The organism is Paenibacillus pasadenensis (assembly GCF_023715725.1).
Classification (GTDB): Bacteria; Bacillota; Bacilli; order Paenibacillales; family Paenibacillaceae; genus Paenibacillus_O; species Paenibacillus_O pasadenensis_A.
The window spans coordinates 995,768-1,012,680 of record NZ_JAMBOT010000001.1 but is presented as its reverse complement, the minus strand read 5'-3'; the positions used below and the strand labels follow the sequence as shown (position 1 = coordinate 1,012,680).

Genomic DNA, 16,913 nt, shown 5'->3' with positions numbered 1-16,913 from the left:
GAGAGAAACGGAGGAGGCCAGCATGAGCCTAGACTTGATTGCCATTGGCAGAGCCTGCATCGATCTGAATGCGGTGGAATATAACCGTCCGATGGAAGAGACGATGACCTTTTCCAAATATGTTGGCGGCTCGCCGGCGAATATCGCCATCGGGCTGGCACGGCTTGGCGTGAAGGCTGGATTCATCGGCAAAATCGCCGATGACCAGCATGGCCGATTTATTCGCCGTTACATGGAAGAGGCAGGCGTAGACACCGCCGGGATGACGGTGGACACCGAGGGCCGGACGACCGGACTTGCGTTTACGGAAATCAAGAGCCCTGAGGAATGCAGCATTCTGATGTATCGGGACGAGGCCGCCGACCTGCATCTTCGCCCGGAGGAAGTGGACGAGGCTTATATCCGGAGCGCCGGCATGCTGCTCGTATCCGGCACCGGCCTCTCGCGCAGCCCGTCACGCGAAGCGGTGCTCAAAGCGGTGCAGCTGGCGCGCCGCAATAGCGTGAAGGTTGTATTCGAGCTGGATTATCGCCCTTATACGTGGGCAAGCGCGGAGGAGACGGCGGTTTATTACTCGCTCGTTGCCGGGCTTTCGGATATCGTCATCGGGACGAGAGACGAGTTCGACAAGCTAGAAAACCATACCGGAGGCTCCAACGACGATACAGTCCGCGAGCTGTTCCGGCACAGCCCTAAGCTGATTGTAATCAAACACGGCGTTGACGGCTCCTATGCCTACACCCGCAGCGGCAGCGTGCATCGCGGCCGCGCCTATAAATCTCAAGTGCTGAAAACATTCGGGGCAGGCGATTCCTACGCGGCGGCGTTTTTGTACGCCCTGCTGCAGGAAAAAGGGCTGGACGAGGCGCTTAAGTTTGGCAGTGCGGCGGCAGCCATCGTAGTGAGCAAGCATAGTTCTTCCGACGCTATGCCGCGTGTTTCCGATATTGAAGCTCTCATCGCCCTGCAGGAAGCCGCAGCGGCCGACGCCGCCCCCGGGTCAGGAAAGGAGTAGAATATGGGACGCAAAATTCGTCTGACGACTGCTCAAGCGCTCGTCAAATTTCTAAACCAGCAGTACATTTATGCCGACGGTGAAGAAACTCCATTTGTCGAAGGCATATTCGCCGTATTTGGTCACGGCAACGTGCTTGGCATCGGGCAGGCACTGGAGCAGGACGCAGGACATCTGAAGGTCATTCAGGGGAAAAACGAACAGGGCATGGCGCATGCGGCAATCGCCTTCAGCAAAGAAAAGCGCCGCCGCAAAATTTTCGCCGTCACCTCCTCTTCCGGTCCGGGATCGGCTAACGTCGTAACTGCTGCGGCTACCGCTCTTGCGAACCAGCTGCCGGTGCTTTTCCTGCCGGGAGATACGTATGCAACGCGCCAGCCGGACCCTGTGCTGCAGCAGATTGAGCAGGAGTACAGCATCGCGGTTACGACCAATGACGCGCTCAAGCCGGTGTCACGCTATTGGGACCGGATAACCAGGCCGGAGCAGCTGATGAGCAGCCTGCTGCGGGCTTTCGAGGTCATGACTGACCCGGCCCGCTGCGGTCCGGCAACGATCTGCATCTGCCAGGATACCGAAGGGGAAGCGTACGATTACGACGAGGAGTTTTTCCGCAAACGGGTCCATTATGTGGATCGTCTTCAGCCGAGCGAGCGCGAGCTGCAGGCTGCGGCGGAACTAATCAAAAACAGCCGCCGTCCGCTCATCATCGCCGGTGGAGGCGTGCGTTATTCCGCTGCCCGGGAGGAGCTGATGGCGTTTTCGAGCGCTTTTGGCATCCCGATCGCGGAAACTCAGGCCGGAAAATCGGCCGTAGAGTCCACGTTCTCTAACAACTTGGGGGGCATGGGACTTACGGGAACGCTGGCGGCAAACAAAGCCGCACGGGAAGCGGACCTGATTATCGGTATCGGCACGCGTTACACCGACTTCACGACGTCGTCCAAAACGGCGTTTGATTTTGAGCGGACGCCGTTCCTCAACATTAACGTCAGCCGTTTGCACGCCTATAAGCTGGACGCTCTGCAGGTCGTAGCCGACGCCAGAGCTGCATTATCAGCCCTACATGCCCTGTTAGACGGGTACCGCAGCGAGTTCGGGACGCGGATCAGCGAGCTTAAACAGGAGTGGAGCGCCGAACGGGAGCGTCTGGCAGGCATCCGATTTGAGCGGACCGGCTTTGAGCCGGAGGTGAAGGGGCATTTCTCGCAGGAGCAGCTGAATGAATATGCGGATGCGCTCGGCACAGAGCTGACGCAAACAGCGGCGCTGCTCGCCGCCAACGAGGCTTTAGATCCGGAAAGCATTATCGTCGGAGCAGCGGGATCGCTGCCAGGGGATCTCCAAAGGGCATGGGAAACAAGCGTACCGGACACTTATCATGTGGAGTACGGCTACTCGTGCATGGGGTACGAGATTTCCGGAGCGCTTGGCGTCAAGCTGGCTCAGCCGGACCGCGAGGTGTACGCCGCCGCAGGCGACGGCAGCTTCCTAATGCTTCATTCCGAGCTGGTGACAGCGATCCAGTACGGCCATAAAATTAATGTGCTGCTGTTCGACAACTCCGGCTTTGGCTGCATCAACAACCTGCAGATGGGCAACGGCGGCGGCAGCTACGGCTGTGAGTTCCGCGATTCCGGCGGCCGCATCATGAACATCGACTACGCCCGGATAGCCGAGGGCTACGGCGCAAAGGCCTACCGCGTCAACACGCTGGACGGGTTGCGCGAAGCGCTGGCGGATGCCAAACGGCAGAACGTATCCACGCTGATTGAAATTAAGGTGCTTCCCAAAACGATGACCGACGGTTACGGCGGCTGGTGGAACGTTGGCGTTGCCGAGGTGTCCGAGAGAGAAAGCATCCGGCAAGCTCACGAAAGCAGAATGCAGAAGCTGAGTGAAGCCAAAACCTATTGATTCTATAAATGGAAAAAGCCCTTCCGACGATGGTTTCGGGAGGGCTTTGATCATTTGGATTATGGGCAGAGCAGTGTAATCCCGTGCTCGGCAGCATAGTTTACGTAAGCCGCGGGAGGCTTTGCGTTTGTCACGATGCAGGTGATGTCGTTCAAGCGGCAGTAGGTCGTAAGCGAATACTGGTCGAATTTGCTTTCGTCAATAAGCAAATAGGAGGCCAGGCTTTTGCGGACGACCATGCTTTTAATCTCGGTCTCCAGGGGCGAGGAGTTCGTAACGCCATTTGCGATGGATACGCCGGTGGAAGCGAGAAACGCCTTGCTAATGTTGTATTTCTGCAGCAGCTCGATGCTCTGATATCCGACAAAGGAGTTGGTGTTGCGCTCCAGCATGCCGCCGGTCGAAAAAATCGTCAGGCCGGGGTAGGCTCTGGCATCGTGAATAAAGTCGAAGTTATTCGTGACGATGGTCAATTGTTTCTCCGAAAGATGGGGCAGCATCTCCAGCGTGGTTGTGCCGGAGTCGACAAACAACACGTCTCCGTCCTCCGTACAGGCTGCGGCCAGCTGTCCGATCAGCTGTTTTTTGCTCAAATTCATGTCCTTCCGCTCGTTGAACTTGATCAGCGTGGAATGATTGACCGAGACGCCGCCGTATACCTTTTTGAGCACGCCGGAATCAACGAGCTCTTGCACGTCGCGCCGCACGGTGTTTTTGGACACTTCAAAATACTCCATCAGCTCGTCGAGGGACACGGACTCATGCTCGTATACATATTCCTTCATCTGTTGAATTCGTTTGGATTTGATCATTTCGCTTCTCCTGTTTCACCAATATCTCTCTCTATTTTAAACATAATTCTGTAAATAAGACAGTCCCTATCGGCTAAGATGGATAGCGGCAGTTAAGGATGTTTGCGGCTAAGGAGCGGGTATTGCACTTTTTCAATTTTACCGAAGTTGATTTTATCCATTGTTTCTAAAAGACGAAATAGGTAGATTTATTGAGAGAGAATGATTATCATTATCTATTGTAACGGGGGAAGAGTAATGAAACGTTTAAAAGTATGGACAGCAATGACAGGGATGGCGGCACTATTGTCGATTTTAGGAGCTTGCGGAAACGCAGCTGACAATAAACAAGCGGAATCGTCGCCTCAGCCAACGCAGACAGCAGCGCCATCCGAACAGGCCGACGCCTTGAAAACCTATACGGATTACATCGGGCATAAGGTAGAGTATCCTGCCAATCCGCAAAAGGTTGTTTTTGCAGGCGAAACGACCGGCGATCTGCTGGAGCTGGATCTTCCGGTCATTGGCATTTTCGGTGACGATCTTGAAGGCCGGATTTATCAAAAGGAAGCGGAGAAGCTTGTTAACATCGGCTTCCCGATCAATCTGGAGAAAATCACGGAGCTGGAGCCGGATCTTATTATTATCGCGGACACGGATGACAAGGTTTATCAGGGGCTTTCCAAGATCGCTCCCGTTATCGTATTCGATACGTTTGCTTCGCTTCATGACCGCATGAACGAGCTGGGGAAAATTTTCGGCAAGGAAAAGGAAGCAGCTGCCTGGCTTGAAACTTATGACGCGAAGGAAGCCGAGATGTGGAAAGGGCTGTATGATAAAGGCGTCATCGCAAAAGGCGAAACGGCTTCGGTTCTGACCTATTATCCGGGCGACCGTCTGTTCATTATGGCAAGAGCAGGCCTGCCTCAGCTGTTATACGGAAAAGACGGATTTGCTCCGCTTCAGCCGGTGAAGGATATCCTTGCGGCAGGGGAAGGGTTCAGGGAGATTTCGCTGGAATCTATCCATGATTTCGCGGCGGACCGGATTTTTATTCTAGACCCTGTGGCGGAAGAAGCAAAACGCTCGACAGAGGAGCTGCTTGGCAATCCCGTGTTCAAGCATATTCCTGCCGTTCAGAAAGGACATGTTTACCGGGTTTACATTCAAAGCGCAGATTCTGACGCCGCATCCCGGCTGAACATGATTGAAGAGCTGCCTCGCATGCTGGAGGCAAAACAATAAAGGAGGACTCGGTTTGAGCTTGAAACCGGCTCAAAACACATATGCGGGCTGTCCCTCGGGGGACAAGCCCGCTTTGCTGTATGATGTTGAGGATGTGACGGAATTCGGGCTGGAGCCTGCGGAGGAGAGGGAAATCGTCTCCGGCGAGAGCCATCTACTCGTTGTTGTACTGTCAGGCAGCGGAACCATCGGCCCGGAGGGGGAGAGCCAGAAGCTCGCCGGCCCCGTTTGGCTTCTGCTGAGCCCGTACCGGTCGGCGCGAATTTGCAGCGGACCTGACGGGGGGTTACGAACGGTCCGGATTGCCTTCACTGCTGTCGAGATGCGCAATGGGATGCCAGGAATATGGAAAAATGAGATTATCCCGTCAGGAGATTCGCCAAAGCCGGTATCGGCTCGTGCTCTGCGGTTATGTCACAGCCTAACGGAATTGAATAACGCGGAGGATGAGCTGGAGCAGGAAGGGCTTCGGCTGGCTTTTCATCAGCTGCTGCTGCAGCTGAGGCGGGATGATCTTGCCCTTGGAGCGGAGCAGCTGCGTTCCAGAGCGCTGGCGTTTATCCATAACAGCTTTGCGGACACGCTTACGGTAGCGGAGCTTGCGGCACAGTCAGGCTTGCCCCAGCAGCAGTTCACCGCTATGTTCAGGCAGTGGACCGGCTTGCGCCCGCTGGAGTATGTGAACCAGCTGCGTGTTGAGGACGCAAAGCGCCGCCTGCTGGACAGCAAAGCTCCGCTGCGCGAGATTGCCCGTCTGTCGGGCTTCCGGGATGAGTATTATTTCAGCCGGCGTTTTCGGGATGCCACTGGCGAAAGTCCAAGACAATATGCGCTTACAAGACAGCGCAAGAGCAGATCGCTTGTCAAAGACTGGCTGGGCAGAAAGGTCGAGGTTCCTTTGTCGCCGGAGCGCATTATTTATCATGGCGAGATGGTCGGCGACCTGTCGGCGCTTGGTGTGCCGATCGTTGGCGGAAGCGCCTTTTGGGAGCAGCGGCATATGCTGCGGGAGTATACGAGCCATGTGGAGGACGTCGGGTTCTCTTTGCAGCCCGAAAAGCTCCAGCCGCTGCATCCCGATCTCATTATTGTAGGGAGCAGCAGCCGTTCCAAGGTAGAGCGGGCGCAAAGCGTCGCCCCTGCGCTCAGCTTTGACACCTTCGCCCGGCTGGAGGACCGTTTGCTGCGGCTTGGCGATCTGTTAGGGAAGCGCGGCCAGGCGGAGAATTGGCTGCAGGAGCATGAGCTGCGTACGAAGGAAATGTGGAAAAAGATCGCTCCGCAGCTGGACGGCTGGAACGAAGCCGCCGTATTCAGCATTGACCGCGGAGGCAGACTGTTTGTCATGGCGTCCATCGGACTCCCATGTGCGCTCTATCATCCGGATGGTTTTTGTCCTCCGGCTGCCCTGCAGCCGCTGCTCCAGGAAAAGGTTCCCTATGTAGAAATCAAGCCTGGCGATATTCGGCGATATGCCGGTAGCTGGACATTTTTTGTCGTGGCCGACGATTCGCGCTGCCGCCAGGCAGCTGACCGGCTGTTCCAATCGGAGGAGTGGCAGAGCCGGCAGGCTTCCGGCCGATTTTTCCGCTTGGCGAGCGACAGATGGAATTTCGGCGATGCGCTCACCCGTCAGCGGCTGCTGGACTGGCTGCCGGAGCTGCTGGCGGGCTCGGGACAAAATGAATGGGACGGAGCGGCCGCAAATTGACAATAACACGCCGTTCACCTATAATTTTGAGCATATATGAACAGCGTTGATGAGATGCAAGTAGGGGCGCAGCCCGGCAAGCAGAGAGAGGATTCCTTCCGAGCGGTATTCCGCGGGCGGTGGGCTGCAAGAATCCTCATGCCGAAGAGCGTACTGAAGCTGATCTCAGAGTGTGGACCAACTCCACCGGCTGCAGAACCGTTATCGTCTGCGAAGAGGAGATTGCCTTAACAAATTCCGCATGGAATGCCGGGCAGTAACCAGGGTGGTACCGCGATATCAATCGTCCCTGTCAGCAGACAGGGGCGTTTTTTGTTTTTTTGAAATCCAACTCATATTAAGCTCAAGGAAGGCTGGGGTTTTTCATGAAAGCAGCAGAAATCCGCTCCAAATGGCTCCAATTTTTTGAAGGTAAAGGACATAAGGTGGAGCCGAGCGCCTCGCTCGTTCCGCATAACGATCCGTCCCTGCTCTGGATTAACGCCGGCATCGCGCCGCTGAAGCCTTATCTCGACGGACGCCAAATTCCGGACAATCCGCGGATTACGAACGCCCAGAAGTGCATCCGCACCAACGACATCGAAAATGTCGGCAAGACGCGCCGCCACCACACGTTTTTCGAGATGCTGGGCAACTTCTCTATCGGCGACTATTTCAAAAATGAAGTTGTCGTCTGGGCATGGGAGTTCCTGACTTCCAAGGACTACATCGGCTTTGACCCGGAGAGACTGAGCGTGACCGTTCATCCGGAGGATGAGGAAGCGTACAAGCTGTGGAACGAAACGGTCGGCATTCCGGCAGAACGCATTATTAAGCTGGAGGGCAACTTCTGGGAGATCGGCGAAGGCCCATGCGGACCTTGTACCGAAATTTTCTACGACCGGGGCGAAAAATACGGCAACGATCCTTCCGATCCAGAGCTGTATCCGGGCGGCGAAAACGAGCGTTACCTCGAAGTGTGGAACCTTGTTTTCACTCAATATAACCTCAACAAGGACGGCAGCTACACGCCGCTTCCGAACAAAAACATCGATACCGGCGCCGGACTGGAGCGTTTCGCTTCCATTTTGCAGGACGTGGATTCCAACTTTGACACGGATCTGTTCGTGCCTATCATCGAGAAAACCTGCGAAATTGCCGGAGTGAAATACAATGCGAATACGGAAACGGATGTCGCGCTTAAAGTCATTGCCGACCATGTGCGCACGGTCGTGTTTGCAGCCGGCGACGGCGTGCTTCCGTCCAACGAGGGCCGCGGGTATGTAATCCGCCGCCTGCTGCGCCGTGCGGTTCGTTACGGCAAAACGCTCGGAGTTGACCGTCCGTTCCTGTACCAGCTGACCGGAACCGTGGGCGACATCATGGGCGTGTACTATCCGGAGGTTGTGGAGAAACGCGAATTCATTGAAAAAGTTATCCGCGGCGAAGAAGAGCAGTTCCACCGCACGCTGGAAGGCGGCCTCGGCCTGCTGGAGCAGCTGGCCCGCACGGCTAAAGCGGAAGGCCGCAGCGAAATTCGCGGCGAAGACGCGTTCAAGCTGTACGATACGTTCGGTTTCCCGTTTGATCTGACGGAAGATTATGCCGGCGAAAACGGCCTTGGCGTCGATCGCGGCGGCTTTGACAACGCAATGGAGGCTCAGCGCACCCGCGCCCGGGCGGCTCGCCAGGAAACAGGCGGGATGGGCGTTCAGGGCGGCGCGCTGGCCGGCTTCACGGAGCCGAGCGAGTTCACGGGTTACACGAACCTTGCAGGCGAAGCTGTCGTAACCGGAATTGTGGTTGAAGGCGAATTGGCTGATATCGCCGGTGAAGGCACGCGCGTGCTTGTGATGCTTGACCGTACTCCGTTTTATGCGGAAAGCGGCGGACAAGTCGGAGACAAAGGGGTTATTAGCGCTCCCGGCCTGAAGCTGCAGGTTGAAGATGTGACCAAAGCTCCGCACGGACAGCCTGTGCATCATGCGCTCGTCGTAGAGGGCACCTTGCATAAGGGCGGCAAAGTAACGGCCGAGGTTTCCCGTTCCTCGCGCGGCGAAACGATTAAGAACCATACCGCGACGCACTTGCTGCACAAAGCGCTTAAGGAAGTGCTTGGCGCCCACGTTAATCAGGCTGGCTCGCTTGTTGAGCCGGAGCGGCTGCGCTTCGACTTCTCGCATATCGGCGCTATTGCAGCCGAGGAGCTGAAGGAGATTGAGCGCCGCGTCAACGAGCAGATTTGGCAGGGCACATCTGTTGTCATCGAAAGCAAGCCGATAGCTGAGGCAAAGGCGATGGGCGCGATGGCGCTATTTGGCGAAAAATACGGCGATATCGTGCGCGTCGTGCAGGTGGGAGACTACAGCATCGAGCTGTGCGGCGGCTGCCATGTTGAGAATACGGCCCAGATCGGCCTGTTCAAAATTACCGGCGAAACCGGCATCGGCTCCGGCGTGCGCCGCATCGAGGCGGTTACCGGCCAGCATGCTTACGCTTTTGCGGAAGAGCGTCTGGAGCTGCTTGAGCAGGCTGCCGGCCTGCTGAAGTCTGGCGTCGCCGATGTGCCGCGCCGTCTGGAGGGGCTGCTCGGCCAGGTGAAGGAGCTGCAGCGCGAGAACGAATCGCTGCAGGGCAAGCTGGCCCGCGTCGAGGCAGGCAATCTGGAGAGCGGCGTCAAATCCGCTGGAGAATTCAGCGTTCTAGCCGCTCAGGTCGCGGCACCGACGATGGATGCTCTGCGCGGAATCGCCGACGAGCTGCGCTTGAAGCTGCCGGCTGCGGTCATCGCGCTAGGCGCTCCGGCTGACGGAAAAGTTAATCTCGTCATCTCCGTTCCTCAGGAGCTTGTCAAGAAAGGTGTTCATGCCGGCAAGATGATTAAAGAAGCGGCTGCTGTATGCGGCGGCGGCGGAGGCGGGCGCCCGGATATGGCCCAAGCGGGCGGCAAAGATGCTTCCAAGCTCGGAGATGCGCTCAAACTTGTCGAAGAACTGGTTCTTAACGGGGCAAATGTGATATAGTAAAGACGTATCTTTAACTGCGCCCGCTCAGTCGGGCCAGAGGAAAGCGAGGTGCTGGCGGTGAGCTCCATGGACAAGACAATGAAGTTTGACGTGGTTGCAGACGGTCCTGAGGCTTCCTCCAAGGAGATCCTGCTTACGGTGTATGATGCGCTGGCTGACAAGGACTACAATCCGATCAACCAGATCGTCGGATATTTATTATCCGGGGACCCCGCATACATCCCGAGGCACAACAACGCAAGAAGCCTGATCCGCAAGAAGGAACGAGACGAGCTCATTGAGGAACTGGTGCGCTCCTATCTGGCCAATCACCGCTGATCGGGCACGAACAGGAGAATGACCGCTGAGTAGAATTATGGGCTTGGATTACGGTGACCGCCGCATCGGCGTTGCCCTTAGCGATCCAATGGGCTGGACGGCCCAAGGGTTGGAAGTGCTGCAGCGCAGAGACGGCAGCGAGCTGCAGCGTATCGCTCAGCTTGCAGCCGAGTACGAGGTGACCGAGTTCGTTGTTGGACTGCCGAAGAATATGAACGGCACCATCGGTCCGCGTGGCGAAATTTGCATCGCATTTGCCGAGGAACTGGGGCAAGTATTCAACTTACCTGTACACCTATGGGACGAAAGACTTTCGACGGTATCTGCTGAACGGACACTGCTTGAAGCAGATGTCAGCCGCAAGAAACGCAAGCAGGTCGTCGACAAGATGGCCGCTGCGCTCATTTTGCAAAATTATCTCGACTCTAAGATGAAAAGGTGAGGGTAAACGATGGCAAATGACGACATGCAGTTTGAAGAGCCGGAAATCATTTATATTCCGGATGAGGACGGCAACGAGGAAGAATTCGAGGTTATTATGAAGTTCGAGGTCGACGGCTCGGACCAGAAATATATGATGGTCGTACCGCTCAGCGTTGAGGATTCCGAAGACGAAGAGGACGAAGTATACGCCTTCCGTTACGAGGAAGACGGCGACGACCTGAAGCTGTATACGATCGACGACGAGGAAGAGTGGGGAATGGTCGAAGAGACGTTCAACACTTTGCTCGGCGAGCTGGAGGAAGAGAAGGACTAATGAGCACAGGAATTCCGCAGCGAACGACGATTCTCAAAGAAACCTACGGCCGCGAGGTGCTGCTGATAGATGAGCAGGGCCAGGAAATTCCGTTTGTTATTCAAGCGGAATTCAGCCTGGACGGTCATGCTTACGCAGCGCTTCAGTCTCCGGCTGGACGCAAGGAAGGCGAAGTGGAGATGTTCCGGATCGTTACCGATCCGGACGGCTCGCCGTCGCTGGAGACGATTGAGGACGACGAGGAATGGGAGCTTGCAGCCGAAGGATATGACGCATTGCTGTTCGACGGCGCAGGCGAGCAATAGTTGGAAGTACGGGGCGGGCCCACACCGCCCCTTTTCTACTGCTCTGAAACATACGGGAGCGCGGGCGGTTGTTGACGCATAGTCGGAAGCGGGGGACAGAGAACAGATGGATGGGTACAATCAAAGCGGATTGGACGGGCAAGAGCCCTCCGGGCCGGCCAGAAGTCGGATTACGTTATGGGTATTGCTGGTGCTAGTCAGTCTGCTGCTCCTTACGGCGGCGGGCATCGGCGTTTATATTTGGAATGGTTTAAGGCCGGCGGCGGCGGGGGAAGCCAAACAGGTCGTTATTGAACGGGGAATGTCTCCGTTTCAAGTGGCGAACCAGCTCGAGCAGGACGGCATTATCCGCAATTCCTTTATTTTTAAATACTATTTAAAATTCAAGGAACAGGGCGGAGCGTTCAAGGCGGGCACCTATCAGTTGTCCCCCGGCATGGAGCATGACGATATTGTCGCCAAGCTGAATAGCGGCGATACGGTCAAGGAAGAAACCATCCGTTTTACGATTCCGGAAGGTTTTACTGTGCTGCAGATTGCAGACAAGCTCTCGGCAGAAGGTTTAGTGGACCGCGAGCGGTTTCTTGAGCTTGCGGATCAGCCTCGCGACTGGGACGCCGATGCGGTTAAATCGATTCCCGATGACGACCGGCTGCGCCACCGTCTGGAAGGTTATCTGTTCCCCGACACCTACGAGCTAAAAAAGGGCAGCAGCGAAGAAGAAATCTTGGAGAGAATGCTGGTCGAGACCGACCGCAAGCTGGCCGAGTTTTCCGAATTGGAAGAGGCGCTTGCGGAGCGTAAGCTGACCTTGCATGGGCTGATGACGGTCGCCTCGCTCGTGGAGCGGGAGGTTGTCGCCGACAAGGAGCGTCCGGCAGTTGCGGGAGTTATTTACAACCGGCTGGCGAAGCCGATGCGTCTGCAGATTGACGCTACGGTGCAGTATTTGCTGGACAAACCGAAGGAACGGCTGTACGAAAAGGATCTCGAAGTGGAGAGTCCTTACAACTCGTACCGCAGCGACGGGCTTCCGCCAGGTCCGATCAGCAGTCCAAGTCTCAAGTCGATTGAGGCGGCGCTGTATCCCGAAACGAACGGATTCTTTTATTACGTAACCAAAAAGGACGGCTCTAACGAGCATCTTTTTGCCGTGACATATGACCAGCATTTGAAAAATATTCGCGAAAGCGAAAAGCAGTAGCAGGGAGGAAACAACAGTGGCTAGGAAACCGGAACTGCTGGTAACGGCAGCTTCCCTGGAGGAGCTGCGCCGGCTGGCCGAAGCCGGGGCGGATGCCTTTGTTATCGGGGAATCCCGTTATGGAGCCAGGCTGCCGGGCGAATTCGGTCTGGAGCAGCTGGAGCAGGCAGTCCAATATGCGCGCAGCTCGGAGCGGCAAGTCCGCATTTATGCGGCTGTAAACAATTTAATGGACAACGCAACGTCGGACACGCTGCCCGAGTATTTGAGCAAGCTTGCTGCCATCGGCGTTGATGCGATTGTATTCGGCGACCCATCGGTGCTTATGGCTGCACGCGAGGCTTCGCCGGGTGTTCCGCTGCATTGGAACGCCGAAATGACGTCAACGAGTTATGCTCAGGCCGATTACTGGGGACGCCGGGGCGCGACCCGGATTGTGCTTGCCCGCGAGCTCAACATGGAGCAGATAATCGAAGTCAAACAGCGGACGACGCTGGAGGTACAGGTTCAAGTGCACGGCATGACGAACATTTACCATTCCAAGCGCTCGCTGGTTGACAGTTATTTGGGGCATCTGGGCAAGGAGCCGGGCGGCCTGGACAGCAGCCTTGGCAAAGGGCTTTATTTGACAGAGGAAGAGCGGCAGGGCGAGCGCTACCCAATCTATCAGGACGCCCATGGCACCTATATGATGAGCTCCGACGACATCTGCATGCTCGAGAATTTGCATGAGCTGCTGGAAGCGGACATCGACAGCCTGCGCATTGAAGGCTTGATGAAAACGCCGGAGTACAACGAAACGGTCGTTCGCGCCTATCGCGCCGCTATGGACGCTTATGCGGATAACCCGTCGGGTTACCGCTTCAATCCGGAATGGCTGAACGCGATTCGCCGTGTGCAGGACCCGGAACGTGAGCTGAGCTACGGCTTTTTCTATAAAGAACAGGTTTATTGACAGTGCAATACGGAGGTGAAACAAACAAGATGGCTATGACTATGAACACGCCGGGGCCCACTGGAAAAAGGCATCGGCTGGATCGCCCGGAGCTGCTTGCTCCTGCAGGCAATCTGGAGAAGCTGAAGTTTGCCGTCCATTACGGCGCCGACGCCGTGTATATCGGCGGGCAGAAGTACGGCCTTCGCTCCGGCGCGGACAACTTCAGCTTTGAGGAAATGCGCGAGGGCGTTGAATTCGCCGCTCGTTACGGCGCCAAGGTATTCGTAGCGACGAATATATACGCGCATAACGAAGACATTGCCGGGCTGGAGGCCTATCTTCGCAAGCTGGAGGAAGTGGGCATCGCTGCGATTATCGCCGCCGATCCGGCAATTGTCGAAACGGCTCAGCGCGTTGCTCCCGGGCTTGAGGTGCATCTAAGCACACAGCAATCCGTGCTCAATTGGCGGACCGTGAAGTTTTGGAAGGACGAAGGGCTTCCGCGCGTCGTGCTGGCCCGCGAGACAAGCCTGGAGGAAATCGCCGAAATTAAAGCTCATGTCGATATTGAGATTGAGGCGTTTATCCATGGAGCGATGTGTTCCTCCTTCTCGGGGCGCTGCGTGCTCTCCAACCATTTTACCGACCGGGATTCCAACCGCGGCGGCTGCTGCCAGTCTTGCCGCTGGAAATACGATCTTTACGTGGACGGCGATACGGTTACCGGCGAAGACGAAAACCAGTTCACGATGGGCTCCAAGGATTTGTGCATGATTCGCCACATCCCTGAGCTGATCGAGGTAGGCGTCGACAGCTTCAAGATAGAGGGCCGGATGAAAAGCCTTCACTACGTAGCTACCGTCGTTAACGCGTACAGGCAGGCGATCGATTCCTACTTCAACGATCCGGCGGCTTACGAGCTGAAGCCGGAATGGCTGGATGAGGTGAACAAAGCGGCCAATCGTCCGCTCAATACCGGCTTTTTCTTCGATACCCCAGGTACGGAGGATCATATTTATGAGGCGGAAGACAAAGCGGCCCCTTATGATTTTGCCGGTGTGGTGCAGAGCTATGACGAAACGACAGGGCTTGCTGTCATTCAGCAGCGCAACCATTTCAAGCCGGGCCAAGAGATCGAATTTTTCGGCCCTGGCGGCACGTTTTTTAAACAGCAGGTAGGCGAAATCCGTGATGTTGAGGGCAATGTTCTCGATGCGGCGCGCCATCCGCTCCAGCAGATCGTACTGCGCACCGAGCAGCCGGTCAAGCCGATGGATATGATGCGCAAACGCATCCGCTAAGGAATGCCGATCCGACTCGGAAGAGTCCGGGTCGGTTTTTTTTATGTTCTGAGTACGTTTTGGCATAACTTTGATGATATTAAGCGTTTAAAGGGATTAAACTTGATTTTATTTATCAAAATGAAAATCCATATGAAATTGAATGCTTTAGTGTGAGACAGTACAAAAGTATAACATTTAAACTGTAAATAAATGCCTTATAGATGAATTATAAAATTCAGTAAAACCATTCACGACGAACATGCTGATTCCGATAAAAAAGTAATAGACAAAATAAACTTGATGTAAATGACGGGGGCGACTTGATGCTGAATAAATTCAAATCCGGCTCGAATTCGGATAAACCTATGAAATCAATTCGCAAGGGCAAGGCAATGCCGCTGAGCATGAAGCTGTTTCTAACGGTGTTTACTAGTATTCTTATCTGCGTGGTCGCAATGGGTCTGCTTTCTTATCACATTTCTAAATCAATTATTGAGAAACAAGCAACGGAATCCTCCAGCCGGACGTTAAAGCAACTGTCGGCAAAGCTGGAGCTGGTATTCAATCAATTCGATTTGATTACGATGCAGTTCGTCTCCGATATGACGCTGCAGAATATGATCTCTTCTACGCTTTATTCCACCGATGCTTCGAATTTGGTAAGGGCTCAACAGGATTTAAACAATAAAATGCAGAGCATGTTAATCAGCCTGGACGGGATCGAAAACATTAATCTGATCCCGCTGCGGGATGATTTAGGCGACAAGGTGCTAGGGACAGGAAAGCTCAATAAAGCTGAGTTGGAAAAGCAGGATTGGTTCGAAACAGCGCGCAAATCGGATAATCAATCCATGTGGATTCCGACGCAGCCGAAAGGTTTTCAGAACGGCGGCAAAGCGACGCTGGGCTTAACCCGTGCGCTGCGGGAGCCGGGAGGCCGGGATGCGGTATACCTGCTGCTTTTGGAAGTTCAAGAAAGCGCGCTGCAAAATCTGCTGAAAGGAGCGGATTTGGGGAACGGCAGCAGCATTTCCGTGCTTGACGGACGCGACCGCGTGTTGTTAGACAATTCGGGACGCGGAATCGGCCAATTGGCAAGAGTTCCGCTCGTTCCGTTAATTAATGGCCAGGACACAGGCTTTTTGAAGGTTAAGCCCGACGGTGAAGAGGTGCTCGTTACCTACGAAAGGCTGCCCTCCAATGGCTGGGTCATTTCGGGATTGCAGCCTGTCGCTGTGCTGGTGAAAGAAGCGGATGCGATTTTCCGCCTTATCTTTTTAATTGCCGGCGGGGCAGCTGTGTTGGCTATTCTGGTCGGATTTCTCGTCATGAGGCTAGTCGGAGGACCGCTTAACCGTCTGCGCGCATTAATGCAGCTTGGCAAGGAAGGCGACTTGACCGTGCGTGCGGAGATCAGAAGCAACGACGTGCTTGGTCAAACCGGGCAAAGCTTCAACGATATGATGGAGCAGATCACCGGCTTGGTCACCGAAGCAAGATCCGGATCGGAACAGGCGCTGGATACGGCTGCGCAGCTGGGCGGCGTATCGAGACGCACCGCAGATGCCGCGCGGGAAATTGCAGCAGCCTCCGAGGAAATTGCCGGCGGCGCGACCAGTTTGGCGATGGAGGCGGAACGTGGCAGCGATCTGACCTCTGACATGAGCCGCAGCATGGAGCAGCTGAAGCAGAGCAACGTTCGCATGAGCGGAACGGCTGCGGAGGTCGAAGCATCAAGCAGGCTGGGCAGCGAATATATGGCGCAGCTTGTAGACAAAACAGCGCTAACCGAGTCGTTGACCCGCAACATGGCGGAGCAGATCGATTCGCTGCAGGAAAGCACACGCTCGATCCGCAAAATTTTGGACGTGCTGGGCGGCATTGCAAAACAGACAAACATTTTGTCGCTGAACGCATCCATTGAGGCTGCGCGCGCCGGTTCGGCCGGCAAAGGGTTTATGGTCGTCGCCTCTGAAATCCGCCAGCTTGCGGAGCAATCGCGGCAATCCATCGGAATGGTTGAAGAAATAACCGGCCGAATCCAGCGCCAGATGAATGACACGGTAGAAGCGATTGCGAAGGGACGCCCGATTTTCCAGGAGCAGATTGATTCGGTTAAGGAAACGAACCGGATTTTCTTGGAGGTTCAAGGTAATATGGCTGAATTTGGAGAGAGTCTGCAAAGCGTGGACAGTGCGGTTCAGATGTTAAATGAAGTTCATAACCAATTGACGGTTGCTATGACAAGCGTAAGCGCGGTATCGGAGCAATCGTCGGCTACATCGGAGCAGGTTGCATCGCTGACGCAGGAGCAACAAGGTGTGAGTGAGGGACTGGTCAGCCTTTCGGCCAAGCTGGAAGGCGTGTCTCAGTCGTTGCAGCAGGCGCTTTCCAAATTCAGAACCTAACAAAATATAGCCCTCCG

At 55.3% G+C, this 16,913-nt stretch carries 14 protein-coding genes; 13 read left to right on the top strand and 1 reads right to left on the bottom strand.

Annotation, left to right across the window (positions count from 1 at the left end):
- Positions 1 to 22 precede the first annotated feature (22 nt).
- Both iolC and iolD read left to right on the top strand, forming a co-directional pair.
- A complete protein-coding gene (gene iolC / locus M3223_RS04690; protein WP_251559433.1) occupies positions 23 to 1,015 on the top strand; it encodes a 5-dehydro-2-deoxygluconokinase in 993 nt (330 codons plus the stop codon).
- Between the two features lie 3 nt (positions 1,016 to 1,018).
- On the top strand, positions 1,019 to 2,932 hold the full coding sequence (gene iolD, locus M3223_RS04685) for a 3D-(3,5/4)-trihydroxycyclohexane-1,2-dione acylhydrolase (decyclizing) (RefSeq protein ID WP_251559431.1): 1,914 nt from the start codon (positions 1,019 to 1,021) through the stop codon (positions 2,930 to 2,932).
- Positions 2,933 to 2,991: 59 nt separating this feature from the next.
- On the opposite strand, the gene M3223_RS04680 is transcribed toward iolD, so the two are convergent.
- A complete protein-coding gene (locus M3223_RS04680; RefSeq protein ID WP_251559429.1) occupies positions 2,992 to 3,744 on the bottom strand; it encodes a DeoR/GlpR family DNA-binding transcription regulator in 753 nt (250 codons plus the stop codon).
- A 237-nt stretch (positions 3,745 to 3,981) separates the two neighbouring features.
- On the opposite strand from M3223_RS04680, the gene M3223_RS04675 reads away from it, so the two are divergent.
- The 11 genes from M3223_RS04675 to M3223_RS04625 all read left to right on the top strand — a co-directional run bounded on the left by M3223_RS04675 (position 3,982) and on the right by M3223_RS04625 (position 16,896).
- On the top strand, positions 3,982 to 4,968 hold the full coding sequence (locus tag M3223_RS04675) for an ABC transporter substrate-binding protein (protein WP_251559427.1): 987 nt from the start codon (positions 3,982 to 3,984) through the stop codon (positions 4,966 to 4,968).
- A gap of 13 nt (positions 4,969 to 4,981) precedes the next feature.
- Positions 4,982 to 6,679 carry an AraC family transcriptional regulator gene (locus tag M3223_RS04670; protein WP_251559425.1) on the top strand — a complete coding sequence of 566 codons (1,698 nt, stop codon included), beginning with the start codon at positions 4,982 to 4,984 and terminating at the stop codon, positions 6,677 to 6,679.
- Positions 6,680 to 7,044: 365 nt separating this feature from the next.
- The gene (alaS, locus tag M3223_RS04665) at positions 7,045 to 9,681 is read left to right on the top strand and encodes an alanine--tRNA ligase (protein WP_251559423.1); all 2,637 of its coding nucleotides are present in this window, start codon (positions 7,045 to 7,047) and stop codon (positions 9,679 to 9,681) included.
- Positions 9,682 to 9,741: 60 nt separating this feature from the next.
- Positions 9,742 to 10,002, top strand: a complete 261-nt coding sequence (locus M3223_RS04660; protein WP_251559421.1) for an IreB family regulatory phosphoprotein — start codon at positions 9,742 to 9,744, stop codon at positions 10,000 to 10,002.
- A 37-nt stretch (positions 10,003 to 10,039) separates the two neighbouring features.
- Positions 10,040 to 10,444, top strand: a complete 405-nt coding sequence (ruvX, locus tag M3223_RS04655) for a Holliday junction resolvase RuvX (RefSeq protein ID WP_251559419.1) — start codon at positions 10,040 to 10,042, stop codon at positions 10,442 to 10,444.
- Positions 10,445 to 10,453: 9 nt separating this feature from the next.
- Entirely contained in the window at positions 10,454 to 10,759 is a 306-nt protein-coding gene (locus M3223_RS04650; protein ID WP_251559417.1) for a DUF1292 domain-containing protein, read from the top strand.
- Complete coding sequence (locus M3223_RS04645; RefSeq protein WP_251559415.1) at positions 10,759 to 11,064, top strand: DUF1292 domain-containing protein; 306 nt, start codon at positions 10,759 to 10,761, stop codon at positions 11,062 to 11,064. The genes M3223_RS04650 and M3223_RS04645 overlap by 1 nt, the downstream gene beginning before the upstream one ends.
- A gap of 106 nt (positions 11,065 to 11,170) precedes the next feature.
- Positions 11,171 to 12,268, top strand: a complete 1,098-nt coding sequence (gene mltG / locus M3223_RS04640) for an endolytic transglycosylase MltG (RefSeq protein ID WP_251559413.1) — start codon at positions 11,171 to 11,173, stop codon at positions 12,266 to 12,268.
- A gap of 16 nt (positions 12,269 to 12,284) precedes the next feature.
- A complete protein-coding gene (locus M3223_RS04635) occupies positions 12,285 to 13,223 on the top strand; it encodes a peptidase U32 family protein (RefSeq protein ID WP_251559411.1) in 939 nt (312 codons plus the stop codon).
- Between the two features lie 29 nt (positions 13,224 to 13,252).
- Complete coding sequence (locus M3223_RS04630) at positions 13,253 to 14,506, top strand: peptidase U32 family protein (RefSeq protein ID WP_251559409.1); 1,254 nt, start codon at positions 13,253 to 13,255, stop codon at positions 14,504 to 14,506.
- Between the two features lie 305 nt (positions 14,507 to 14,811).
- Entirely contained in the window at positions 14,812 to 16,896 is a 2,085-nt protein-coding gene (locus M3223_RS04625; protein ID WP_251559408.1) for a methyl-accepting chemotaxis protein, read from the top strand.
- Positions 16,897 to 16,913: the final 17 nt, after the last annotated feature.

Coding starts and splice junctions, on each gene's coding strand:
- iolC (WP_251559433.1), top strand. CDS start 23: ATGAGCCTAGACTTGATTGCCATTGGCAGAGCCTGCATCGATCTGAAT.
- iolD (WP_251559431.1), top strand. CDS start 1,019: ATGGGACGCAAAATTCGTCTGACGACTGCTCAAGCGCTCGTCAAATTT.
- M3223_RS04680 (WP_251559429.1), bottom strand. CDS start 3,744: ATGATCAAATCCAAACGAATTCAACAGATGAAGGAATATGTATACGAG.
- M3223_RS04675 (WP_251559427.1), top strand. CDS start 3,982: ATGAAACGTTTAAAAGTATGGACAGCAATGACAGGGATGGCGGCACTA.
- alaS (WP_251559423.1), top strand. CDS start 7,045: ATGAAAGCAGCAGAAATCCGCTCCAAATGGCTCCAATTTTTTGAAGGT.
- ruvX (WP_251559419.1), top strand. CDS start 10,040: ATGGGCTTGGATTACGGTGACCGCCGCATCGGCGTTGCCCTTAGCGAT.
- M3223_RS04650 (WP_251559417.1), top strand. CDS start 10,454: ATGGCAAATGACGACATGCAGTTTGAAGAGCCGGAAATCATTTATATT.
- M3223_RS04645 (WP_251559415.1), top strand. CDS start 10,759: ATGAGCACAGGAATTCCGCAGCGAACGACGATTCTCAAAGAAACCTAC.
- mltG (WP_251559413.1), top strand. CDS start 11,171: ATGGATGGGTACAATCAAAGCGGATTGGACGGGCAAGAGCCCTCCGGG.
- M3223_RS04630 (WP_251559409.1), top strand. CDS start 13,253: ATGGCTATGACTATGAACACGCCGGGGCCCACTGGAAAAAGGCATCGG.
- M3223_RS04625 (WP_251559408.1), top strand. CDS start 14,812: ATGCTGAATAAATTCAAATCCGGCTCGAATTCGGATAAACCTATGAAA.